Annotated in this window: 21 protein-coding genes; 10 read left to right on the plus strand and 11 right to left on the minus strand. The window is 52.0% G+C overall.

From position 1 onward, the window contains the following. Positions 1 to 6 precede the first annotated feature (6 nt). The 11 genes from mnmC to rfaH all read right to left on the minus strand — a co-directional run bounded on the left by mnmC (position 7) and on the right by rfaH (position 12,630). Positions 7 to 1,980, minus strand: a complete 1,974-nt coding sequence (gene mnmC / locus ACQUQP_RS05345; RefSeq protein ID WP_432697772.1) for a bifunctional tRNA (5-methylaminomethyl-2-thiouridine)(34)-methyltransferase MnmD/FAD-dependent 5-carboxymethylaminomethyl-2-thiouridine(34) oxidoreductase MnmC — start codon at positions 1,978 to 1,980, stop codon at positions 7 to 9. Positions 1,981 to 2,036: 56 nt separating this feature from the next. Then, positions 2,037 to 3,290: a nucleotide sugar dehydrogenase gene (locus ACQUQP_RS05350; RefSeq protein ID WP_432697773.1), complete on the minus strand. Its 1,254-nt coding sequence runs from the start codon at positions 3,288 to 3,290 to the stop codon at positions 2,037 to 2,039. A 32-nt stretch (positions 3,291 to 3,322) separates the two neighbouring features. Then, complete coding sequence (pgi, locus tag ACQUQP_RS05355) at positions 3,323 to 4,954, minus strand: glucose-6-phosphate isomerase (RefSeq protein ID WP_432697774.1); 1,632 nt, start codon at positions 4,952 to 4,954, stop codon at positions 3,323 to 3,325. A gap of 42 nt (positions 4,955 to 4,996) precedes the next feature. Next, complete coding sequence (gene galU, locus ACQUQP_RS05360) at positions 4,997 to 5,875, minus strand: UTP--glucose-1-phosphate uridylyltransferase GalU (RefSeq protein WP_432697775.1); 879 nt, start codon at positions 5,873 to 5,875, stop codon at positions 4,997 to 4,999. Positions 5,876 to 6,057: 182 nt separating this feature from the next. Next, the gene (locus ACQUQP_RS05365; RefSeq protein ID WP_432697776.1) at positions 6,058 to 6,435 is read right to left on the minus strand and encodes a Na+/H+ antiporter subunit G; all 378 of its coding nucleotides are present in this window, start codon (positions 6,433 to 6,435) and stop codon (positions 6,058 to 6,060) included. Positions 6,436 to 6,446: 11 nt separating this feature from the next. Next, a complete protein-coding gene (locus ACQUQP_RS05370; protein ID WP_432697777.1) occupies positions 6,447 to 6,716 on the minus strand; it encodes a K+/H+ antiporter subunit F in 270 nt (89 codons plus the stop codon). Beyond that, the gene (locus ACQUQP_RS05375) at positions 6,710 to 7,213 is read right to left on the minus strand and encodes a Na+/H+ antiporter subunit E (protein ID WP_432697778.1); all 504 of its coding nucleotides are present in this window, start codon (positions 7,211 to 7,213) and stop codon (positions 6,710 to 6,712) included. Before ACQUQP_RS05375 ends, ACQUQP_RS05370 begins: the two co-directional genes overlap by 7 nt. Next, complete coding sequence (locus ACQUQP_RS05380) at positions 7,210 to 8,727, minus strand: monovalent cation/H+ antiporter subunit D (RefSeq protein ID WP_432697779.1); 1,518 nt, start codon at positions 8,725 to 8,727, stop codon at positions 7,210 to 7,212. The genes ACQUQP_RS05375 and ACQUQP_RS05380 overlap by 4 nt, the downstream gene beginning before the upstream one ends. Beyond that, the gene (locus tag ACQUQP_RS05385) at positions 8,728 to 9,090 is read right to left on the minus strand and encodes a Na+/H+ antiporter subunit C (protein WP_432697780.1); all 363 of its coding nucleotides are present in this window, start codon (positions 9,088 to 9,090) and stop codon (positions 8,728 to 8,730) included. A 1-nt stretch (position 9,091) separates the two neighbouring features. Continuing rightward, positions 9,092 to 11,887 carry a monovalent cation/H+ antiporter subunit A gene (locus ACQUQP_RS05390; RefSeq protein WP_432697781.1) on the minus strand — a complete coding sequence of 932 codons (2,796 nt, stop codon included), beginning with the start codon at positions 11,885 to 11,887 and terminating at the stop codon, positions 9,092 to 9,094. A 251-nt stretch (positions 11,888 to 12,138) separates the two neighbouring features. Further along, positions 12,139 to 12,630 carry a transcription/translation regulatory transformer protein RfaH gene (rfaH, locus tag ACQUQP_RS05395; RefSeq protein WP_432697782.1) on the minus strand — a complete coding sequence of 164 codons (492 nt, stop codon included), beginning with the start codon at positions 12,628 to 12,630 and terminating at the stop codon, positions 12,139 to 12,141. 437 nt (positions 12,631 to 13,067) lie between these two features. On the opposite strand from rfaH, the gene ACQUQP_RS05400 reads away from it, so the two are divergent. From ACQUQP_RS05400 to rfbC, 10 genes are all read left to right on the plus strand, one after another. After that, the gene (locus ACQUQP_RS05400; protein WP_432697783.1) at positions 13,068 to 14,237 is read left to right on the plus strand and encodes a nucleotide sugar dehydrogenase; all 1,170 of its coding nucleotides are present in this window, start codon (positions 13,068 to 13,070) and stop codon (positions 14,235 to 14,237) included. Between the two features lie 136 nt (positions 14,238 to 14,373). Then, complete coding sequence (locus ACQUQP_RS05405; RefSeq protein ID WP_432697784.1) at positions 14,374 to 15,561, plus strand: polysaccharide pyruvyl transferase family protein; 1,188 nt, start codon at positions 14,374 to 14,376, stop codon at positions 15,559 to 15,561. Further along, positions 15,561 to 16,793, plus strand: a complete 1,233-nt coding sequence (locus ACQUQP_RS05410) for an oligosaccharide flippase family protein (protein WP_432697785.1) — start codon at positions 15,561 to 15,563, stop codon at positions 16,791 to 16,793. The genes ACQUQP_RS05405 and ACQUQP_RS05410 overlap by 1 nt, the downstream gene beginning before the upstream one ends. Positions 16,794 to 16,840: 47 nt before the next feature. After that, positions 16,841 to 18,124, plus strand: coding sequence for a Coenzyme F420 hydrogenase/dehydrogenase, beta subunit C-terminal domain (locus ACQUQP_RS05415; RefSeq protein WP_432697786.1), 1,284 nt, complete (start codon positions 16,841 to 16,843; stop codon positions 18,122 to 18,124). Positions 18,125 to 18,455: 331 nt separating this feature from the next. Beyond that, positions 18,456 to 19,466 carry an O-antigen ligase family protein gene (locus ACQUQP_RS05420; protein ID WP_432697787.1) on the plus strand — a complete coding sequence of 337 codons (1,011 nt, stop codon included), beginning with the start codon at positions 18,456 to 18,458 and terminating at the stop codon, positions 19,464 to 19,466. A gap of 23 nt (positions 19,467 to 19,489) precedes the next feature. Beyond that, entirely contained in the window at positions 19,490 to 20,365 is an 876-nt protein-coding gene (locus ACQUQP_RS05425; RefSeq protein WP_432697788.1) for a glycosyltransferase family 2 protein, read from the plus strand. Next, positions 20,358 to 21,101, plus strand: coding sequence for a WecB/TagA/CpsF family glycosyltransferase (locus ACQUQP_RS05430; protein WP_432697789.1), 744 nt, complete (start codon positions 20,358 to 20,360; stop codon positions 21,099 to 21,101). The genes ACQUQP_RS05425 and ACQUQP_RS05430 overlap by 8 nt, the downstream gene beginning before the upstream one ends. A gap of 493 nt (positions 21,102 to 21,594) precedes the next feature. Continuing rightward, positions 21,595 to 22,683, plus strand: coding sequence for a dTDP-glucose 4,6-dehydratase (gene rfbB, locus ACQUQP_RS05435; protein ID WP_432697790.1), 1,089 nt, complete (start codon positions 21,595 to 21,597; stop codon positions 22,681 to 22,683). Continuing rightward, entirely contained in the window at positions 22,680 to 23,558 is an 879-nt protein-coding gene (rfbA, locus tag ACQUQP_RS05440; protein WP_432697791.1) for a glucose-1-phosphate thymidylyltransferase RfbA, read from the plus strand. The genes rfbB and rfbA overlap by 4 nt, the downstream gene beginning before the upstream one ends. Beyond that, the gene (gene rfbC, locus ACQUQP_RS05445; protein WP_432697792.1) at positions 23,555 to 24,088 is read left to right on the plus strand and encodes a dTDP-4-dehydrorhamnose 3,5-epimerase; all 534 of its coding nucleotides are present in this window, start codon (positions 23,555 to 23,557) and stop codon (positions 24,086 to 24,088) included. Before rfbA ends, rfbC begins: the two co-directional genes overlap by 4 nt. The last annotated feature ends 3 nt before the right edge of the window (positions 24,089 to 24,091 follow it).

Raw genomic sequence — 24,091 nt, forward strand, 5'->3', positions numbered from 1 at the left:
TACAACTTATATCGTCCCCTTTTTCAAATTCTTGATAAGAAATCGAACGGGGTTCAGCGCATCGGCCACCATCCGGGGCACTGGCAGCGGAGTCTGTTCGATCAACGAGACGACGGTTAGCGCACTTATTGGACCGCTGATCAGTCCTTTAGATCCATGGCCCGCGTTTACAAACAGCCCGGGCAGGTGCTTCATGCCCGGCTCGAACTGCCAGCGGGCATCCCGCCGCAGCCGGTCAAAGCGCTCCAGGCTCCAGGATATATCCGGCACTGCGCCGACAATCGGCAGGTAATCCGGCGTGGTGGCCCGAAACGCCACACGACCGCTGGCTGCCGCCATATCGATCTGTGCGGCCAGCAGTGGCAGGGCGCGTGTCAGCAGCTCGTGATTGTGAGCGTGCTCCTCCTGACGAACTGCGGTATCCGGGTCGTTCAGCTTGAAGCTGGCGCCGAAACAGTACTGGCCGTTCAGGGCTGGTGAGACATAGCCCTCGCCGCAAATAACCTTTTGCAGCGCCCTGGCATCCTCAGGGGCGGCGACCTGGGTGGTCTGTCCGCGGATCGGCTTCAGTGGCAGGAAAGCCAGGGGCTCCAGTTTATGGGTGTCAGCCGCCGTGCAGGCGATAACAACAGGCGCCCGCCAGTCGCCGCCGTTGATGATCCACTCACCGCTGCTGTTATCACGTGCCAGGGATTCCACCGCTGTATTGTAGTGACAGCGTATATTGGAGTGCTCCAGCAGGCGTCGGCATAACAGAGGCGGGGAGGCCCAGCCGCCGTCCGGGAAATACAGGCCACCGGCCCCGGTTTCCTGCCCGGCGAGCGCGCTGGCCTCTTCCCTGTTTACCGGGCGCACCAGCTCTTCCGGGTAGCGCTCGCTGTCGAGCAGCTGCTGCTGGCGTTTCTGCTCGGCGGGCGTAAGAGCAAGACTCAGCAGACCGCAGATATCGCCCAGTTCCGCGTCTGTCTGTCGCAACTTTTTTACCAGAGCGCCGCTGAAATGCAGGCCCTGGAGATGCAGCTCGCCCTGGCGGGTGGGGTTCTTGGGAAGCTTCAGGTATAGCGCGCCCTGGGCGTTGCCAGAGCCCTCCTGGGCTGGCTCCGGGTGGCGCTCCAGCAGGTCAACCTGCCAGCCGCGGGAAGCAAGCTCTGAGGCGGTAAAGGCGCCGGCAATACCGGCGCCGATGACGATGGCGTGCTTTTCAGCGTACTCGGTGTGAGGGCGGGCCAGCCAGGGGGCCGGATCGGTCTCTGAAATTTCTTCGTTGAGGCAGCCAACCAGCATATCCCGCTTGTGGCCAAAACCTGGGCGTTTTGAGACCTCGAAACCCTTCTCAGCCAGTCCGCGTCGCACTATGCCTGCGGCGGTAAAGGTACCGAAGGTCGTGCCAGGGACCGAGTGCGCCGCGATCTGGTGAAACAGCGCGTCACTCCACATATCGGGATTGCGCGAGGGGGCGAAGCCATCGAGAAACCAGGCATCGGCGCGCCCGTCGAAAGCGGCCAGCATCTTTGCCGCATCGCCAAACGCCAGGGTCAGCGTTATGCGACCACCATCGAACAGCAGGGTGTAGAAGCCCTCCGCAGCCGGGGGCCAGCCAGCGATCAGGACACTGCAGGCATCGCTGAACTCCGGCCAGTGATCGAGGGCGGTTTGCAGATCATCACGGGAGAGCGGGTACTTTTCGCAGGAAAAATAGTGCAGACGGGCATCTGCGGGGGCGCTCCTGAGCCAGAGATCCCGGGCGCAGAAAAAGTTAAGCCCGGTGCCGAAGCCTGTTTCGGCGATGCTGAAGTGTGCGCCGGGGCTCAGGCTTTGCCAGCGCGAGTCCAGATTGTTGGCGTCGAGGAATACATAGTCGGTTTCGGCCCGGCCGCCGGCCTTGTTGAAGTAGATATCGTCAAACTGGACCGATACCGGGGTGTCATCCTGCCACTGGATCTCGGCGGGTGTGAGCCGGGTGTCTTGCTGGTTGCTCAATGGGGTCTATCCGCTGTTGAAGAAGCTGCCCGCCGGAGGCGGACAGCCTCGAAGCGCTAGCGCCCCACGCCGTAATAGGTGAATCCCAGGTCGTGCAGCAGCTGCGGGTCGTAAACGTTGCGGCCATCGATGATTACCGGATCCTTCATCAGGCGATGGAGTTCGGTGTAGTTCGGTGACCAGTACTCGGGCCAGGCGGTCAGCAGCAGCAGTGCGTCGGCATCCTTGACCGCCTCGTAAGGCTCGTCGCAGTATACCAGCTGTTCCTGCTCACCGTAGTGGAAGAGAAACTCTTCGCGCGCTTCCGGGTCGTGCAGCTGGATAATCGCCCCCTGGGCGAGCAGTGCATCGACGGTCTTCAGGCTGGGGGCGCCCTCGATATTGGCAACGCCTGGCTTGAACGCCAGACCCCAGATGGCGATACGCCGTCCTTGCAGGTCGCAATGGAAGTGCTGCCAGAGTTTGCGGAACGGCAGCTCCTTGTGGTGCTCGTTCTGGTCGAGCACCGTTTCCAGCAGCGTCGAACCGCGGGTCTTGCTGAGCAGACCGGCAAGGCCTTCAATATACTGGGTGAAGTGCTGACCACCGAAGCCGCATCCCGGGGCCAGGTAGTGAGAGCCAACGCGGGGGTCGGTACTCATGCCGTCGCGCACGGTTTCGATATCCACGCCCACGTGGTCAGCCAGCATGGCCAGTTCGTTGATATAGCCAAGTCGCAGCGCCAGCATGCCGGTGATGGCGAACTTGGTAAACTCCGCTTCGCGCCGGTTCATCAGGCGTAGTTCGGTACCCTCGCGGGTGAACGGGCGCATCAGTGCGGCGAACCTGATGCGGGCGGATTCATTCTCGCAGCCAACCAGTAGTACACCAGGATGGCCAAACTGGCGCATCGCCTGGCCCGCCTGGAGCATATCGGGCAGGTAGATGACGTGCTGATCCTTGTCCTCATTCAGGCGAGCCTGGAGTTCATCGCTGGCACCGGTGCCCAGGTTGCTCTGGTTGATCACCAGCACCGGTTCATCATGCATCGCAGCGATGCGGGCGACGATTTCGGTAGCGGCTTCAAGTTCCCCGGGGCCGATGGCCAGCCAGTGGATATCGGCGGAGAACGGGTCCTCCTGCTCGCTGGATACCAGTTTGCCGGAATCTATACCCCGCTTGAGGCTGTCCATCAGGCCTGGTTCGATGCGGTTGCCGCTTTCCGCCGGCATCATTTCTGAGCCGGCCTTGATCACGTTGTTACCGAAGTTGGCGAAATGGGCCGCCGCGATCCATCCGGCCAGCTCCTCACCCCATACACAGATCTTCATACTCAATCCTTAATGCAGTCCTTAAAGCCGGCTCACGCTGAGTGGCGCTGCGCGTTGATACGGTCGAGCAGCCCCTGCGTGGCGCTGTCCAGCTTGCCGCTGCGGCCCGGTTCGTCCAGCTCGTCCAGCATGGCGGTGGCCATCTTCTTGCCAAGCTCCACGCCCCACTGGTCAAACGGGTTGATCTGCCAGATCACAGCCTGGGTATAGACCTTGTGTTCGTAGGTGGCGATCAGCTGGCCCAGGGCATAGGGTGTCAGCTCGTCGAGCAGGATGACCGTACTGGGCTGGTTGCCGCGATAACGTTTCCAGGGCGGTGCCGAAGCGGCGGTATCGGCATCCAGGGCTTTATCGCCCAGGGCCAATACCCGCGCCTGGGCCAGGCAGTTGGCCAGTGCCAGGCGATGCTGCTCCTGCAGTGTCCTGCTTTGTTCGGTATAGCGCTTGGCCGGGACAATGAAATCGCACATCACCGATTCGGTGCCCTGGTGCAGCAGCTGGTAGAAGGCATGCTGGGCATTCGGGCCGATCTCGCCCCAGAGCACCGGGCAGGTACGATGGTCGGAGTCCGTACCATCGAGCCTGACGCTCTTGCCGTTACTCTCCATCTCGAGCTGCTCGAGGTAGGCCGGCAGGTGCGCCAGACGACCGTCATAGGGCAGGATGGCGTGGGCATGGATATCAAGCAGGTTGATGTTCCAGATGCCGGCCAGCGCCAGCAGCACCGGCAGGTTCTCCTTGAACGGCGCCTGCTGGAAATGGGTGTCGATACTGTGCGCGCCGGCCAGCAGTTGGCGGAAGCCGTCCATGCCGGTAGCGATGGCGATCGGCAGGCCAATGGCAGACCACATGGAATAGCGCCCGCCGGTCCAGTCCCAGAACAGCAACTGGTTCTGGGTGGGAATGCCCCACTCACTGGCTTTCTGCGGCTGCGCCGTGATGCCGATAAAGTGGTGCCTGAGGATGGTTTCAACCTCCAGACCACTGGCGTCCTGCAGCCACTGGCGTGCGGTCGCCGCGTTGGCCAGGGTATCGATGGTGGTGAAGGATTTGGACGAGAGCACAAACAGCGTGGTAGCCGGGTTTAGACGGCTGAGCAATCCCGACAGCTGGCTGCCATCCATGGAGGAGACAAAGTGCAGGTCGATGCCGCGGGCATTGTCCGGCTGGAACTCCGACAGTGCGTGGCAGGTCATCAGTGGCCCCAGGTCGGAGCCGCCGACACCGATATTGACCACGGTGTCGATCGCTTCACCGTTGAAGCCCCGCCACTGGCCCGAGTGCAGCGTGCTGACCAGATTGTCCATTTTATCCAGCGTTGCCTGAACGCCGGCGACCACGTCCTTGCCATCGACCACCAGCGGCTTGCCGGCTGGGGTGCGCAGGGCCGTGTGCAGCGCCGCGCGGTCTTCGGTGGTGTTTACATGGCTTCCGCCGATCAGGTCGTCGATCTTCTGTTTCAGGCCGCTGGCCTCGGCCAGGGCGACCAGCTGATCCAGGGTTTCCGGCAGCATGCGCTGGCGGCTCAGGTCCAGCAGCATGCCGTCATGACTGAACGAGAAGGTATCAAAGCGGCTGTCATCAGCCATCAGTTCGCTCAGGTGACGTTTCTTCAGCGCCTGCGCGGATTCGCGCAGGTCACTCCAGCATTTATCTGGGTTCACGGTTTCTCCTTTTCCCCGGATAGGGATCTTGCCTGTGGGCAATCAGACATCCAGTCCCTGAATAAACGCTTTCAATGCGTCCGCGGTTTCCGGGTGGCGCAGACCCAGGGCGACGTTGGCCTGCAGCAGCCCCGCCTTGTTGCCACAGTCGTAGATTTTGCCGCGCATGTTGTAGGCTTCCAGCGGGGATTCTCCGGTCAGCTCCAGCAGGGCGTCGGTCAACTGGATCTCGCCACCGGCGCCGGGCTGAGTGGTTTTCAACAGCTCCATGACCCGTGCCGGCAGAATGTAACGACCGACGATTGCCATATTGGAAGGTGCGTCCGCCACGTCCGGTTTTTCCACCATGCCCTTGATTTCGGCGGCGCTGCCGGCTTCCACGTTAACGCCACCGCAATCGACGATACCGTAACGCTGTACCTGGTCTTCAGGTACCGACTCCACCATGATCTGGCCCTTGCCTGTCTCGGCGTAGCGCTTGGCCATGGCGGTGAGGTCGCGCTTGCCGTCCGGGTTATCGATCACCATATCCGGCAGAATCACCGCAAAGTCATCGTCCCCCACCACGTGAGAGGCGCAAAGGACTGCATGCCCCAGACCCAGTGCCTGGGGCTGACGTACGGAGACGATTTCCACATTGTCGGGGAGAGTGTCGTTAACGGCGGCGCGCAGGTCGTGCTTACCCTTGCGGGTCAGTTCGTGCTCAAGCTCGTAGTGGTGATCGAAGTGATCCTCGATCGCCTGCTTGCCGCTGCGGGTGACCAGGATGATCTCACGGAAGCCAGCGGCGATCGCTTCTTCGACCACGTGCTGGATCACCGGCTTGTCGACGACGGTGAGCATCTCTTTCGGGATAGCTTTACTGGCGGGAAGTACGCGAGTGCCAAGACCGGCGACGGGAATTACGACTTTGCTCAGCATTGTACTGCAGTCCTTTGTGGCTCATTTAAGCTTAACGATAACACAAAGCGATGACCGCCCGCACAGCTCGTAATTCGTGCCCTGTGGTGGGTCGTGAGGCAGCTCAAATGTGCAAAAAGAGGGCGGGTATGCGGCGAGTCGATGAAATGTCGGGTGCCACTTGGGCACCCATTTTGAACAATTTAGTGGCTATCGTCGCTAAAAGAGGGCACTTGCCGCTCGCGGGCCGATGCGGTCAGCGACTTGCCGTGGGAGCGTTTCAGCATCTTTACGCGATGGTGCAATGCGGTTTTTGCCAGCATGTGGGCACTGACCGGTGCGGTGATCAGCAAAAACAGCGTGATCAACAACTCGTGAACCATCAGCCGCTGCTCGGCGGCGAAGAAATAGATCATCGAGCCGATCAGCAGTCCTGCCAGCCCCAGCGTCGTCGCCTTGGTGGGCGCATGCAGACGGGTGTAGAAGTCGGGCAGCTTCAGCAGGCCGAAGGATCCCAGTAGTACAAATAGGCCGCCCATCAGCAGAAATGCGCAGACGACCAGTTCAACAGCTTGACTCATGACAGATCCCCTTATTCGATAATATCGCCGCGCAGCAGGTATTTGCAGAGCGCCGCGGTGCTGACGAAACCGAGCATGGCGATCAGCAGGGCGGCCTCGAAATAGAGTGCCGAACCCTTGCTCAGGCCGAACAGCAGGATCAGCCCGATACTGTTGATGTAGAGGGTATCCAGCGCAAGGATACGGTCCGACAGGTCGGGACCGGTCAGCAGGCGGATCAGGTTCATCACCAGGGCGATGCAGATCATCACACTGACGATCGTGATGGTCGTGCTCAGCATCCGAAAATCTCCTTCAGCGGGGCCTCGTAGCGCGTTTTAATCTGTTCGATCAGCGCGGTCTCGTCATCCAGGTGAAGCACGTGAATATAGAGCCAGCGTCGGTTCTCGCTGACCTCCGCGCTGACGGTACCCGGGGTCAGTGAGATAGTGCTCGCCAGCAGCGTGATCGGCAGCGCGCCTTCAATATCCAGCGGGATCGCGACGAAGGCGGGCTCAAGTGCGCTGTTCGGACCGATCACGCGCATCGCCACCTCAAAGTTGGCCACCACGATGTCGTAGATCACCATCAGGGTATAACGCAGCGCCAGTCCGTGCTTCAGCACTCGCGGCTGTCGCGCCTGCATCGGTGCTACCAGCAGCGGAATGACGAGTGCCAGAAACGCGCCCAGCAGGATCTGGCCGGGGGCGACCGAGTTGTTCAGCAGCAGCCACACCAGGAACAGAATCAGGCTCTGGGCCGGCATCGGCACCCAGCGGTTGCGGGCTTGAAGTCTCATGAATCACCTCCCGGTATGAACGGCAGGAGAGGGCCCAGATCAGAGCTCATGCCATGCAGCTGCAGGGCTGCCTGGTCGGTAAACTCGGTCATGGGGCCGCCGAAGATCACCAGAAGTGGCGAGCTGGCCAGCAGCAGGTAAACCGCCACCAGCTTGATGCGTGCCGGGGGCTCACAGACATCCTGTTCGCGGCTGACATTCCAGAACAGGGTCGTGCCTGCGCGTGACAGTGCGATCAGCGCCGCCAGACCGCCGATAAGCAGCGTCGGATAGACCCAGGCCGCTTCGGCATTGAGCTCGGCGGCTTTCAGTACCAGCGCCTTGCCGACAAAACCGGAGAAGGGCGGCAGGCCGGCGATGGCCAGAGCGCCGATAAAAAACGCTATCCCCAGGGGTACCGGCTGACACATGCGGCGCGCGATAACAAATCGGTCTTCGGCTTTGCCGCGTTGCTGATGGATAAGATCCGCCAGCAGGAACAGGCCGCCACAGACCAGCGTCGAGTGCACCAGGTAATAGAGCAGGGCGCTGGTGGCCTCCACGCGGGACATGGCAACGCCTGCCAGCAGTGTGCCGATGGAGAGAATAACCAGCTGGGCGATCAACTGCCGCATACTCGATGCAGCCAGCACACCGAGGCTGGCGACGATCAGAGTCAGGATCGCGATAGGCCAGAGCCAGGGCTGGGCGATCTGAGCCAGCCCGCCGGCATCTTCACCGAAGACCACGGTGAAGACGCGCAGAATGCTGTAGATGCCCACCTTGGTCAGCACCGCGAACAGGGCAGCCACCGGAGCGCTGGCGCTGGAGTAGGTGCGTGGCAGCCAGAACTGCAGTGGCAGCATGGCGGATTTGAGGCCAAACACCACCAGCAGCATCAGAGCGCCGGTGGTGGCGATCGCCTGCTCCTCGGGCCCCAGAGTTGCGACCGTGCGTGACATGTCCGCGATATTGAGCGTACCTAGGGTGCCGTAGAGGATCCCCAGTGCGAACAGGAAGATCGACGAGCCCACCAGGTTAAGCACCACGTAGTGCACACTGGCGCGGGTTTTCTGTTTGCCGCCGGCATGGATCAACAGTGCATAGGATGAAATCAGCAGCACTTCGAAGAACACGAAAAGGTTGAAAATATCCCCGGTCAGAAAAGCGCCGTTAATGCCCATCATCTGGAACATGAACAGCGGATGGAAGTACATGCCGCGTTTGTCGTCGCCGCCACAGGCATAGAGCATGGCGCCAAAGCCAAGCACGGCGGTCAGCAGCAGCATCAGTGTCGACAGTCGGTCGGCGACCAGCACGATGCCAAACGGCGGCTGCCAGTCACCGAGCACATACAGCTGAATCTCGCCGCTGCCGGCCTGAACCAGCAGTCGCAGCGCCACCAGTAGCATCAGTCCCAGTGCCGCCAACGACAGCATGCGCTGCCGGGCGTTATCCCGGCAGACCGGTGGCAGCAGCATCAGGATCCCGCTCAGCAGCGGGATGATGATCGGAAGAATCGCCAGGTGCTCCATTCAGTTTTTCTCCTTCTTTGGCGATTCTTCGTTAGCGACCGGCAGGCGGCCGTCCACATGGTCGTTGCCGAGGTCGGCGCGGGCACGCATGGCCAGGATGACCGTGAACGCGGTCATCGCAAAGCCGATCACGATGGCAGTCAGTACCAGTGCCTGGGGCAGTGGATCAGCGTACAGGGTGGCGCTGTCTTGCAGTACAGCGGCATCTTTACCGCCGAGCCTGCCGCTGGCGAACAGAAACAGGTTAACGGCGTAAGAGAGCAGGGTCAGGCCGATAACAACCGGGAAAGTACGGCCCCGCAGCGTCAGAAAGATACCGCAGGTGGTCAGGACACCGACGCACAGAGCGTAAACCATCTCCATCTCAGGACTCCTCTTTATGCACAGGGCGTTCGGTGGTGGTCAGTTTGCCGAGGTTTGCCAGGATCAGCAGCGTGGCACCGATGACTGTCAGGTAGACACCGAGGTCAAACAGCATCGCACTGGCCAGCTCGAACTCGCCGATCAGCGGCAGATGGAAGTGATCGAACCAGGAGGTCAGGAACGGACGTCCCGCCAGCCAGCTGCCCATACCGGTCAGGGTCGCAATCAGCAGGCCGGAGGCGATCAGCCACTGATAGTTGAGCTTCAGGCGTTGCTTGATGAACTCAACCCCGTTGGCCACGTACTGCTGGATGATCGCCACCGAGGTGATCAGGCCGGCGATAAAGCCGCCCCCCGGCATATTGTGGCCACGCAGGAAGATGTAGACAGACACGAGCAGTGCAAGCGGCAGCAGCAGCTGGGAAACCACGGCGAGGATCACCGGATAGCGGTCGGAGGACCAGGGACGGCCGCGCTCATCACCGGACGGCATATAGAGCCGCATACGGTTGATCAGTTTGAAAATCCCCAGTGCGGCGATGCCAAGCACGGTGATTTCGCCCAGCGTATCGAAGCCACGGAAGTCCACCAGAATGACGTTGACCACGTTGGTACCGCCACCGCCGGTCTTGCTGTTGGCGATAAAGAAGTCGGAGATCGTCGAATGCGGCCGCGTCATCAGTGCGTAGCAGAGGGTACCGACCACGCCGCCGATCAGGGCCGAGACCCCCAGGTCGCGCATCACCTGGTGGGGGCTTGATTCCTTCGGCGTCTTCTGAGGCAGGAAGAACAGCGCCAGCATCAGCAGTATCACCGTGACCACCTCGACGGAGAGCTGGGTCAGCGCCAGGTCCGGCGCCGAGAAGCGAGCAAAGGCCATGGACACAATCAGACCGACGATAGAGAGCGTCAGCAGCGCGATCATGCGCTTGCGATGCCAGATAACCGTGGCGAAAGAGCCCAGCACCAGCAGTACCGCGCCGGTTATGACGACGCCATCGGCGGGGATGGCTTTATTGATCCCGACGGTGTTGTTGAGCTGCATCATCGGCCGCGCGATAAGTGCGGCGGTAAAGATCAGCATCAGCAGCAGGTAGCGTTGTAGCGAGCCGTTTTCAAGCCAGCCATGAACCGAGCGACAGCCGGCAACGAATGACTGCATCGCCTTTTCGAACACCTCCTTGGCATCGGCTTCCGGGAACTGGGCATGGAACTGGAACAGCACCTTGCGGTTGTAGTAGATCACCAGGCCGCCAAGGAAGGCCAGAATACTCATGGTCAGGGGCAGGTTGAAGCCGTGCCAGATCGCCAGGCTGTACTCGGGAACCAGCCCCTGAAGCACGGCGGCGGACGCACTTTGCAGCAGGCTGCCGATCACGTAACCCGGAATTACCCCTACCAGAAGGCAGAGCGCCACTAGGATCTCTACCGGCAGCTTCATATAGCGCGGTGGCTCATGGGGGGTGCGGGGCAGGTCGATCGGTTCGCCGTTGAAAAATACATCGTGGATAAAACGCAGCGAATAGGCCACGGAGAACACGCCGCCACAGGTCGCCAGCACTGGTATTAGCCAGGAGAGCGAGCCCAGAGTGCTTTGATGCAGCGTCTCGGAGAAGAACATCTCCTTCGACAGAAAGCCGTTAAGCAGAGGGACACCGGCCATGGCGGAGGCAGCAACCATCGCCAGGGTTGCGGTGTAAGGCATGTACTTCCAGAGGCCGTTGAGCTTGCGCATATCGCGGGAGCCCGATTCGTGATCGATGATCCCGGCGGCCATGAACAGCGATGCTTTGAAAGTGGCGTGGTTTATGATGTGGAAGATCGCGGCCACAGTGGCCAGCTTGGTGTCCATGCCGAGCAACAGTGTGATCAGGCCCAGGTGACTGATGGTCGAATAGGCGAGCAGTCCCTTGAGGTCATGCTTGAACAGGGCGAAATAGGCGCCAAGCAGCAGCGTGGCAAGCCCGGTCAGACTGACGATCAGGAACCACATATCGGTACCCGAGAGCACCGGGTAAAAACGGGCCATCAGGAAGATACCGGCTTTCACCATGGTGGCGGAGTGCAGGTAAGCACTGACCGGCGTGGGGGCCGCCATGGCGTGGGGCAGCCAGAAATGGAACGGGAACTGGGCCGACTTGGTGAAAGCGCCCAGCAGCATAAGCACCAGGATCACCGGGTAGAGGCTGGAATTACGGATCTGTACCGCGTGATCCAGCACCACGGTGAGGTCGAAACTGCCGACCAGGTTCCCGATTAGCAGCACGCCGGCCAGCAGGCAAAGGCCGCCGGCACCGGTAATGGTCAGCGCCATTCGGGCACCACGACGTGCCTCGCGTTTGTCCGACCAGAAGCTGATCAGCAGGAACGAACTGATACTGGTCAGCTCCCAGAACATCCACAGCTGCAGTAGATTGTTTGACAGCACGATGCCCAGCATCGCCGTCATGAACAGGATCAGGTAGCTGTAAAACCGCCCCATCGAATCTTTCGCGGACAGATAATAGCGTGCGTATAGAATGATCAGCAGGCCGATGCCGAGAATCAGCAGGGAGAACAGCAGTCCAAGTCCGTCAAGCCGGAACGACAGCTCAAGCCCAAGCGACGGAATCCAGGGCAGACTGGCAAAGTGCGTCTGCCCGGAGAGTACATCGGAGGCGTGATTCAGAACGATGAACAGTGCCGCAGCGGGCAGGATAGCTGTCATCCAGGCGCATGCAGTACGTCCATAGCGCTCGGAAAACAGCGGCACCAGGGTGCCTAAAAGGGGCAGCAGTGGTACCCAGATCAGGTTCATGGCAGGGGTAAACTCCTGTCAGTTGAGCCAATATATGTCGCCGTTATGGCAAAGCATTTTCGTGCATTCCAGAAATCTCCGTTCCGGGAACGCAACGCGTATTTATAACGACTTAGCTCGAAGGAGTCTAATGAAACCGGAGTTTCCCGGGGTGATGCTCCCCCGGGAGCAGCCCCTCGCCGCAACCACCGCCTGGTCTGGAAACATATCCTGCTAGCTGCAATAGGGCCGGGGCGGTGCTCTGGTGGGTGTTAACCCCGAATGACCCCGAGATCCACGGATAACCGCTGCCACTTACCCAGCAGCTCCAGCAGAACGAATGCGCGTTGCTCGCCATCGTATTGCATGAACACCGCCTCGAGCCCCCGGAAAGGCCCTTCGGTAATCTCGATCTTCTGCTCTTTTTCCAGCCGGTGCTCCGGCTCTTTATCGCAACGCAGTTTGCTTCGCAGTGCCTCGACGACCTGAGCAGGGACGATGGCCGGTTTGTTGCCGAAGGTGATGATGCGGGCAACCCCGCGGGTGGAACGGATCGGTCGCCAGTTGCTCTCCATCTCTGACAACCAGATAAATAGATACCCGGGGAACAGCGGCTCCTCCTCCGTTACCCGCTTGCCACGTTTTACTTTCTCGACGCTGATCCAGGGCACAAACAGGTCGAAGCCCTGATTCTCCAGCTCCTGCTGAGCGCGAGCCGTCTGGCCCGGCTTGGCCTGCACGACATACCAGTTATAGCTCGCCATTGAACAAACTCTTCTCAATCAAACTCAAACAAACATTATAGGCGTATGGGGAGTGCGGCTAAAGTCATGTAGAATCCCGCGATCGGCCCACAGAACGTTGCACCTTTACGCAATCGCTTGATATGCAAATGGTAATCGTTTCTGGAAATGGAATAGGGGCGTTTAAAACGTCGCTGGGCCAGCGTTGGTTTTTATGGGTTCGAGGAGCGCCCGGCAGACAACCTCCGGGCGGTAGCGTGGCAGAAAGCCGGGTCCGGTTTCGCGAAACTGGCCTCGGAGTGTTGGCCGGCAGATGTAAGGCAAAAAGCTTCGTCCTCAGCCTATGGACTCTTTGGCGGATACTGCGCTTCGGTTACCGCGTCCTATAAAGTGCAATGACAAAAGCGCATCATAATAACGGTTGTTACGTACCGGTTTGGATACAGGAGAAGGGTTGAGTGAAAATCGCGGTTGCAGGTACTGGCTATGTGGGTCTTTCCATCGCTGTGCTGCTGGCACAGCATAACGAAGTGGTTGCCCTGGATATCCTCCAGGAGAAAGTGGACCTCATCAACGCGAAGCGTTCACCGATCGAAGATGCCGAGATTGAGGAGATGCTGCGAAACGCAGACCTCAACCTGGTTGCAACGACCGATAAAGAAACAGCCTTCAAAAACGCTGACTTCGTCGTTATCGCAACGCCCACGGATTACGATCCCGAGACAAACTACTTCAATACCAAAAGCATCGAGTCGGTGATCGCGGATGTTATGGCCATCAACCCGGACGCGGTCATGGTCATCAAGTCGACAGTACCAGTGGGCTATACCAAAAGCACCTGTGAGCAGTTTGGTACCGAAAACCTGCTGTTCTCGCCGGAGTTCCTGCGCGAAGGCAAGGCACTGTATGACAATCTGCATCCGTCCCGAATAGTGGTGGGCGAGCAGTCCGAGCGCGGCAAGGCGTTTGCCGGACTGCTGCAGGAGGGTGCCATCAAACAGGATGTGCCCACCCTGTTTACCGACAGCACCGAAGCGGAAGCGATCAAGCTATTTGCCAACACCTACCTGGCCATGCGCGTGGCCTACTTCAACGAACTCGACACATACGCTGAAACCCATGGCCTCGACACCCGCCAGATTATCGAAGGTGTTGGCCTGGACCCCCGTATCGGCAGCCACTACAACAATCCCAGCTTCGGCTACGGTGGCTACTGTCTGCCAAAAGATACCAAGCAGCTGCTGGCTAATTACTCCGAGGTGCCCAGCAACCTGATCCGCGCTATCGTCGATGCCAATACCACCCGCAAAGACTTTATCGCCAACAGCATTATTGCCAAGGACCCCAAGGTTGTCGGTATTTACCGCCTGGTGATGAAGTCAGGCTCCGACAACTTCCGCGCGTCGGCTATTCAGGGGGTAATGAAACGCATCAAGGCAAAAGGGATAGAGGTGGTTGTCTACGAGCCAGTGCTGGAGGAAGAGGAATTTTTCCATTCGCGCGTTATTAAAGATCTTGAGGAGTTCAAACAGATAAGTGATGTGATCATTGCGAATCGTCGATCGGATAACTTGAGTGACGCTGCTGAGAAGGTTTACACACGCGATTTGTTTGGCAGTGATTCGTAAGTGTTTTAAACAATAGTTATTAAAATAAATACCGAATACTCAAATTCTATTGTTGGTAGCCATTCCTTTATTCTTTAAATTTTTAATAGATTACCGGGGTTACGGCTTTGTAACTCCCGATTTGCTGAGGTTGTAAATGAAATTTGGTTTACTTTGGCACTCCTTTTCTTCCGGTAACCTTGGTGTTGGTGCTTTAAGTTTATCTAATATGATGTTGATAGAAGAAGCTGCTAAAAAACAAGGGGTTGAAGCGGAGTTTGTTCTGATAGGTTCTTCGGGGGATTGTAATTATCCTCCGGTGGGAGAGTCATTAAAATATGAATTTATAGAGTTTAGTGAAAAAGAATTTTTAAAAAACCCTTACAAGATCTATAAGGCTATTAAATCTTGTGATGCGGTGTTTGATATCGGTGAAGGTGATAGCTTTTCGGATATTTATGGTAAAAAGCGACTGATTAAGTTGTTGGTGTCTAAATTTATGGTGCTTAGCGCTGGAGTACCCTTGTTACTATCGCCACAAACGATCGGACCTTTTGATACAGTTTGGGGTCGGTATATTGCAGCGTTTATAATGAAGCGGTGTAAAGAAGTATTTTCTCGAGATCATCAATCAACAAAGCTGTTAGAGAAACTTAACGTTTTATCTAGGTGTGAGGCTGTTGATGTAGCTTTTTATTTGCCTTATGGGGTGAGTCACGATTTTAAAAGAAATAGCAGTAAAAAAATTGGTCTTTCCATATCGGCATTACTATTTCACGGCGGGTATAGAAATAATAAGAACCAGTTTGGCTTGAAAACGGATTATAAAAAGTTAACTTTTCATCTGGTAGAAGAGTTACTGGACCGGGGTTATGAGGTGCACCTGATTCCACATGTTATTCCAAAAGGTTTTATAGAAGAGGACGATTACTCACTGGCCGAAGTGTTAAAAGAACGGTATTCGCAGCTAGTGCTGGCCCCAAGGTTTAGGGGGCCTGTTGAGGCAAAAAGATATATGGCCGGTCTTGATTTTTTAATTGGCGCACGGATGCATGCCACAATAGGTGCTTTTTCAGCTGGTGTTCCGGTGGTTCCTTTAGCTTATAGCCGAAAGTTTTCTGGACTTTATGAATCATTGGATTACGGTAGGGTTGTTAACCTAAAGACCGAAAGTACAGAAAGTGCTTTGCAGGAAGTTATGATGTGCTTGGCAGATTATGAACAACTCAAAAATGACGTTGTTACTAGTCGTGCAATTATTTCGGAAAAGTTGGCGGTCTATAGCGCTAATCTAGAAGCTTTTGTTTCCTCACTAGTCAATGAGCGTTCGTCTGGTGGCAAATAATGCGTGATTATTTGTTAATGGGGGTGGTCACTGCTGCAAGAATAAGTGTCGCTTTAGGTACCCTTCTAATATTAGCTCGAGTATTAGGGCCTAATAAGTTTGGTTTTATTTCAGTCGTCGTTACTTGGTCTGCTATTGCAGCGTTAGTTACAGACTACGGATTTAATATGCAGGCCATTCGTGATATAGGTGCTAATAATGAAAGAGCTGTTAACGTTATGTCTTCCAGTTTGGCTGGAAAAACCATATTGGTTTCAATCACCACGTGCATTTTTATTCCGCTCATTTTACTTGTATCAGGACTCAGTGATATTGAAAGAGTCGTCGCCGCATTATTTTTTTTTGGTACGTTGGCAGGTTCATACGGCGACTTAGCTTTAGTTGCTTTTCGGGGGCTTAGAGAATATAAAAGCGAAGCAGAGGTTGTAGTAATCGCTGCATTTTTGCATTTTATAATTTTATTGGTAGTAGTGTTTTTAAGTGATGATTTAATATTAATCGCCTTCGCTTTTATTTTGTCTCGTTTATTATACGCAATATTGGCCGTAATTTCATTGGTACGTCGGTTTTCTAAAGATAAAATATTTTTCTTTAATCTTAGTACAGTTATGCATCGGTTTAGGTCATCTTTAAGTTTTGCTGTCGATAGTGGTGCAACTAATATATTTTCTCAGTTGGATGTTATTCTTATAAACCACCTCGCTGGACGAGAAATGGCAGGTATATATTTTGCAGGAGCTAGGTTACTACAAGGGGCAGTTCCGTTTAGTGTTTTATTGGCAAGTATTCATATACCGAGGTGTGCTAAGCTTGGATATGATAAGAGTGCTCGTTTAAAGGGATATGGGCTACGAATATTTTTAGAGTATATAGTGGTAGGAGTGTTTTTTGGTTTCGCTTTTTTTATTTTAGGACCCATAATTACAAATTGGTTTCTTGGCCCAGATTATAAACTGCTAAACAGTCTGTGGTTGGCCTTTGGCGTTTTTACAGCTATACGCTTTGCTGCTGCGGGTATAGGAGTGCAGTTAGTTGCGCTGGGAACAGGATTTATACGCACAAGTGGGATTATACTGTCAGGAGTTATAACAATAGTACTCTATTGGATTTATATCCCTGATAAAGGGATAGTCGCTGCGCCTTGGGTTTCAGCATTTGGTATGACGTTTATTACGATTTTCTATGCCGTCGTCATAATGAAAATATATGGGAAAATGAAAGCTGAAGTTTAAATTGGGTGTGTTGGTAGGATTAAACTGGTTAAAGAGATAGTTCTGTAATGAGAGCAGAAATAAATCAGGTTCTAAATAACGACCTTTGCAGTGGTTGTGGCTTGTGTAGTTTTTTAGCTGCGGACAACGCGGTTAAGATGCGTATCGATGGAGACGGATTTAATAGGCCACAAATATCGAGCACCTTCAAAGATCAAACCATCATCGCTTCTAGTCAAAATACAACGTACTTTTCGAAGTCTTGTCCAGGGCTTAATTTAGACATCCGGCCATACAAATCTCATGACTATGATGCAATATGGGGGCAGATAAAGAAAGTCTTAAGAGGCTATGCTGTAGACGAAAATATTCGAAGGAAAGGGTCTTCGGGGGGCGTTATATCTGGCTTGGCTAAGTATTGCTTGGATCAAAAATTGGTCGATGGAGTTATCCAGATTAAAGCATCGACAGAGGATCCCTTAATAAATGTAGCGGTGGTAAATTGCACAGAAGAAAACATAGTGGAGTCTGCTGGATCTCGGTATGCGCCGGCATCTCCTGCTGAAGCACTTAAGATAATTTCTCAGTCTAATGAAAAAAAGTATTTGTTTATTGGGAAACCATGTGATGTGGCCGCAATAAGGCAGCTACAGGCTTGTGATAGTGATTTGAAGATTAAAATTCCTTATTTGGTTTCGTTCATGTGCGCCGGGACTCCAAGTATTAAAGGGACAGAGAAAGTATTAGAACGGCTGGCTATAGATAAGGGTGACGTAGCCAGTTTTAGATACCGTGGTGACGGTTGGCCGGGGTTAACAAAAGCTATATTACGTAGCGGTGAATCCCGTTCGATGACATATAACGAGTCTTGGGGAAGCGTTCTTAATCGGTATCTTCAAACTCGTTGCAAAATATGCCCTGACGGCATCGGAGAATTCGCCGATATTGTGTGCGCAGACGGTTGGGAGGGAGATGAAAATGGCTACCCTTCGTTTGATGAGAAAGATGGTTATTCATTAATATTAGTGAGAACCGGAACAGGAGAAGAATTGTTTTCTAAAGCTGAGTCTGAAGGAGTTATTATTACCGAAAAATACAATATTAAAAAACTTAATAAAATTCAGCCGTTTCAATTTTATCGACGCAGTACCATATTACCTCGTTTATGGGCTATGAGGTTTATGATGTTAAAACCTCCCGTGTATAAAGGGTTTTCTTTTGGCGTTGGTGTTCGTGAAATCGGTCTTTATAAAAGTTTTAAGGCCTTTATAGGGATGTTGATGAGAAGGGGAAGTATTAAAAAAAGATCCTTTAAAACAGAGATCGATGATTCGAATAATAAAGCGAATTGATATGTATAAATTTTGTTTTAAATACGGGAGTGTCTTTTTATTTTTTTCGTGTTCCTTTCTATTCACTTTTGCATTAATTCCTAACTATATCGATATTCGGCTGAGCAGTAATGTGGGGATAAGTTTTCAGAGGGCAATTGTCGCTTTTTGTTTTTTGTTTTTTGTTTTTTGTTTTACTGTAAATTCTCAGTATAGGAAATATTCTTGGTTTGTGGTGAAATCAAATAGGTTCGTCTTTTTATTTTTCATTTTGTATTTTTTATTAAGGCTGCTTTCTCTTTTTTATAACCCGGGAATTTATTCTTTACTTTTATTGGTTAATGAAGTTTTAATGAACTTTTTTGTTTTTTGTTTGGCAGCGTTTTCTCTGAACTCATTAGATAGGGTTTATAAGTGTATTAAATTTTCTATATACGGTGCATTAATTGCTTCTGTTTATGTGTTTGTAGAGAAAATGATCGGATACAATTTTTTTTCTAGCTTCGCTGATTTAAATACCAATATCGGGATTGTAGCGGCTGAAAATAAATATAGAGACGGTGTTTTAAGGGTTCAAGGAGGTTTTGAACACCCCTTGGCACTTGTGCAGTATTATTTGGTAGTAATACCTTTGTTATTATCTGGAGTATTTTTTAAGGGTAAAAAGAATTTTATTCCTTTTGTTATGCTCATTGGGTTTTTTTTCTTCATTGCGGCCAGTATGGCTATGGTTAGAACCTTCTACGTTGCTCTGCTGTTAGGATTGGTGCTTTATTTCGTTATTAGGTTTTTATGGTTTGGACGTTCCATATTTTATGCAAATGAGCGATTTATACTTGTATTAGGTTTAGCTCCTTTCGTTTTTTTTGTGGCTTTATACAAAATTTACGATATGGCGTTATTAGGAAGTGGTGCTGAAATATCAAGCACAATGACTAGGTTTGCACAACTATATAATGGATTTGTAGGTGTTTCTGAGCAGCCTCTACTAGGGCATGGCATTGGTATGGCAACCAAGGTAATTGTCACAGTTGGAGAAAATTACCCTGATACGTTTATAATCTGGAACGAGGCTATTGATAATTTGTTTTTATCAGTTGCCTTAGATTCAGGTATCCCAGCAGTTTTATTTTATATGATGGTTTTTATTAGCTCGATTTATTCTGGATTTACTTTATTTAAAAATAAAGCGAACCATGAAATAATTCGAAATATGTCAATGTCAATGTCAATAGCAATTTTTTGTTCATTTGTTTCGATGAGTGTACTTTCCATTTTTACCGTGCTTCCTTTTGTTTTCTTTGTTATGGGGGCTCTTTGTGCAGTCTCAGCGTTATCAAAATCAAACAAGTTAGAATTATAGCGATTACGAGAAATGACAAGATTATGAATGTTGCGATTGTACTCAATTACAAGTCTCCAAATGAAACTATTGTTTGTGTTGAAAGCCTTCTTAAATATTGTACGAGTATCGATTTTATTGTTGTCGTCGATAATGACTCCCGAGACGGTTCAGTTGAAAGGCTGTGTGAATGGAAAAGTCATAAAAATAATAAAAAAGTAACTGTATTAATAAATGCGAGTAATAGTGGGTATGCTGGTGGTAATAACTTTGGTATAAAATGGAGTTTGAAGAATTTAAGTGTTGATAATTTTTGGATAGTAAATAATGATGCGTATGTGGTTGATGATGCATTTTTTCCAATTTTAAAAGAACTTAAAAAAGGCGATTTAAAATTTATCGGCTCTGTTATCGTTGGCGATAAGGATCAAAAAATAGAATGTTATGGTGGAGGGAGACTTTATCCAATCCTTGGTAAAGCAAAGTTGTTAGCTAAAGGTAAGCCAGTTGATTTTGTTAACAAGTGCCAAGAATCTCCCGACTATCTTATGGGATGTAGCTTAGCTTTTCCCGTTGCTGTAATAGATAAAGTGGGTTTAATGGATGAGGAATACTTTATGTATTCTGAAGAAGTAGATTGGCAGTATAGGGCAAAGAAGAAATCTATAAGTATTAAAGTAGTTCGAGAAAGCTTGGTATATCATCATGGATCTCTTAGCTACGGAGGTCGTTCAGAGTTTTACTATTATTATAGGAATAGAGCTGCGGTTCGGTTTAATAAGCGTTTTTATGGGATTTTGTTTGCCTTTACCTCCGCTTGCTTTTTGTCACTTATAACCACCTTACATGAATATAATAAGCCAAAGTTAGTATGGATGGGTATTAAAGGGGCTTTCAAAGGAGTACTTATGGATGTCTAATGAAAATTCAGTAGCATTCGGAGTCGATTTTTTTACGGCGGATAAGTCAAGCTTATTATCGGATATAGAAAAAAGAATTTATGCGCCATATTCCTTTGTAGTGACTCCAAATGTAGATCATCTTGTACAGCTTAATAAAAATCATGAATTTCGTGATGCATACTGTAAGGCAAGTATCCGTATATGCGACAGCCGGGTTTTATCACCGCTATTACGATCGTTAGGAGTTATCATACAAGAGGTTATACCCGGTAGTGATTTGACGCTCGACCTTTTATCGTGGGCGAACCGGGATAGGTTACGTCTTGTTTTAATTGGTGGGAGTGAGCTGGAAGTTGAAAGATTGAGATTACTCTATCCAGGCATATTTTTGTATCATCATAACCCGCCAATGGGTTTTATAGAACGTGTTAGCGAAGTCGATGAATGTCTTAATTTTATACGAGATCATCACTCTGAAATTGTGCTTTACGCGGTTGGTGCTCCTAGGCAAGAAATACTTGCAAGCTATATAGAACCTAATGAACGTACGGGGGTTGGTTTTTGTATAGGTGCCTCTATATCTTTTGCAACAGGTACAATTAAACGAGCGCCAAAGTGGATGCAGAAAGCTAAGTTAGAATGGCTTCATCGAATGGTTTCTGACCCTCGTCGCTTAGTTAAACGCTATTTTAATGATTTTTTGTTTATCGTTGTTGCGTATTGTTCGGAGAAACTAAAATCCCGTAAGTTATGATAGGTTTGAAATGATTTACACGATATGGAATAAGTTTTTTGCTCGGTCTATATTTTTGTAAAATTGAATTACCGAAATTATATTTTGTAAGGTAAGCATAGCTATAGGTAATGCTAATTCTATTTATTGTGTGGTTTTTTAACGTGCTAGTTCAGCAGTAGTAGTGTCGTTGAGTTCGGGGTTGGTTGAAGTTCGCGCCTGTGGCCTATTCTTCGGGAATTTTTTTTGATAAAGATTCAAATAGATTTTATAAAGTTAATGTGTTCTCATATGAGATTTTTAATTTTTAATCGATCTTCTCATAATAAAATTTTCTTAATTTAGATCTTGTGTTTTTTGGTGTACGGTAAATGTTTTTTACATATTATTGAAAATATATATCCATTTCGAAAGTTTTTAGAAAAGAATAAATCGCTATTTTATCTTAATTTCTAATTTTATCTAGTGATTTGGCTGCGCTTGATATTAAATTTAAACAAAGGGGCCTTTTTTTTTGAATATTATAGTCACAGGCGGTGCTGGCTTTATTGGATCGGCGGTCGTGCGTTATATTATCGAGAATACAACTGCCAAGGTCGCAACCATCGATAAACTCACCTACGCCGGAAATATGGAATCTCTTCAAAAAGTTATGGGGGGGCGTCACCTTTTTTATCAGGTAGATGTTTGTGATGCGCTAGCATTAGACCGTGTGTTTTCTGAGTTTAAGCCTACTCATGTCATGCATCTCGCCGCTGAAAGCCATGTCGACCGTTCTATTGATGGCCCGGCGGCGTTTATCGAAACTAATGTGGTTGGCACCTACACGCTGCTAGAGGCGGCACGTCGATATTGGTCAGGCTTGCCTGAGGGTGAGAAGTCAGCGTTCCGGTTCCATCATATCTCCACAGACGAGGTGTATGGCGATCTGGAAGGAACCGATGACCTGTTCACCGAAACAACGTCTTACGAGCCCAGCTCACCCTATTCAGCCTCCAAGGCCAGCTCCGATCACCTGGTTCGCGCCTGGCAGCGTACCTATGGGCTGCCCACGCTGGTAACCAACTGTTCCAATAACTACGGGCCTTATCACTTCCCGGAGAAGCTGATTCCGCACATGATCCTGAATGCCTTGTCCGGTAAGGCGTTGCCGGTATATGGCGATGGTAACCAGATCCGCGACTGGCTCTATGTTGAGGATCATGCCCGTGCACTAGTAAAAGTGGCGACCGAGGGTGAAGTGGGGGAAACGTATAACATTGGCGGCCATAACGAGAAACGTAATCTCGAAGTGGTGGAAACGATCTGTGACCTGTTACAGGAGATGGTACCGCCAGGAGATTATGAACACGCAAGTTGGGTTCCGGAGAAGCCCGTTGGTCATTACCGTGACCTCATTACGTTTGTGAAAGATCGTCCCGGCCATGATGTGCGTTATGCCATCGATGCGAGCAAAATTCAGCGCGAACTGGGCTGGGTTCCGCAAGAGTCGTTTGAGACCGGTATTCGCAAAACCGTTCAGTGGTACTTGGACAACCCGGAATGGTGGCAGCGTGTGTTGAGTGGCGAATATCAGTTGGGTCGATTGGGGGAGAAGGGATGAAAGGCATTATTCTGGCGGGTGGTTCCGGCACACGGTTATATCCGATTACCAAGGGCGTTTCCAAACAGTTGTTGCCCATCTATGACAAGCCGATGATCTTTTACCCGCTGTCGGTGTTGATGCTGGCCGGTATACGCGAAATTCTGGTGATCTCCACCCCAGAAGACCTCCCCAACTTCGAGAAACTTCTGGGTGACGGTTCCGACTATGGCATTGAGCTAAGTTATGCGGAACAGCCTTCGCCCGAGGGTCTGGCGCAGGCATTTATCATTGGCGAAGAGTTTATCGGCGACGATAGTGTCTGTCTGGTGCTTGGCGACAACATCTTCTACGGCCAGAGCTTCAGCCGCCAGTTACAGGCCGCTGCTAGTAGACCATCCGGTGCGACTGTTTTCGGCTATCTCGTCAATGATCCTGAGCGTTTCGGCGTTGTGGACTTTGATGCTGATGGCAAGGCGCTTTCCATCGAGGAAAAACCCGCCAAGCCTAAATCCAACTACGCCGTAACGGGGCTTTATTTCTACGATAACGACGTGGTGGAAATCGCCAAGCAGGTTAAGCCCTCAGAGCGTGGTGAACTGGAAATTACCACTGTAAACCAGGCTTATCTGGATAGGGGCAATCTCAACGTTGAGCTGCTCGGCCGTGGTTTTGCCTGGCTGGATACCGGTACCCATACAAGTCTGCTGGAAGCTGCGATGTTCGTGCAAACTGTTGAGCACCGCCAGGGCCTGAAAATCGCCTGTCTTGAAGAGATTGCTTATCGCAATGGCTGGCTTTCCCGGGAGCAGATGCAAGCGCAGGGGCATCAGTTGGCTAAAACCGGCTACGGTCAGTACCTGCTGAAACTGGCACAGGAGGAAAAGACAGTATGAAAGTGATCGATACTGAACTGGCCGGCGTGAAAATCATCGAACCCAAGGTTTTTGGTGATCATCGAGGCTTTTTCAAGGAGACCTTCAGTGCCCAGCGCTACGAAGAACAGGCGGGCATTGCACTCGAATTTGTGCAGGACAATCACTCCCGCTCCCGTAAGGGGGTGCTGCGTGGTCTGCACTTTCAGAAAACCAAGCCGCAGGGCAAGCTGGTCGGCGTAACGCGAGGGGCTGTTTACGACGTGGCCGCCGATATCAATCCGGACTCACCCACCTTCGGGAAGTACGTGGGCGTTGAGCTGAGCGAAGATAACCATCGCCAACTTTGGGTCCCGCCCGGCTATGCCCATGGTTTCGTCGTGCTGAGTGACGTAGTGGACTTCGTTTACAAGTGCACGGATTACTATGACCCCAGTGACGAAGGCGGCGTCGCGTGGAACTGTCCTGTGCTAAACATCGACTGGCCGCTGCAGGACGTGCAGCTGTCTGAAAAAGACAGCCATTATCCCAGTCTGAACGATTTCACCTGAAGG

Origin of the sequence: Marinobacterium sp. YM272 (genome assembly GCF_050908845.1) — a bacterium.
In the GTDB taxonomy this organism is placed as follows: domain Bacteria; phylum Pseudomonadota; class Gammaproteobacteria; order Pseudomonadales; family Balneatricaceae; genus Marinobacterium_D.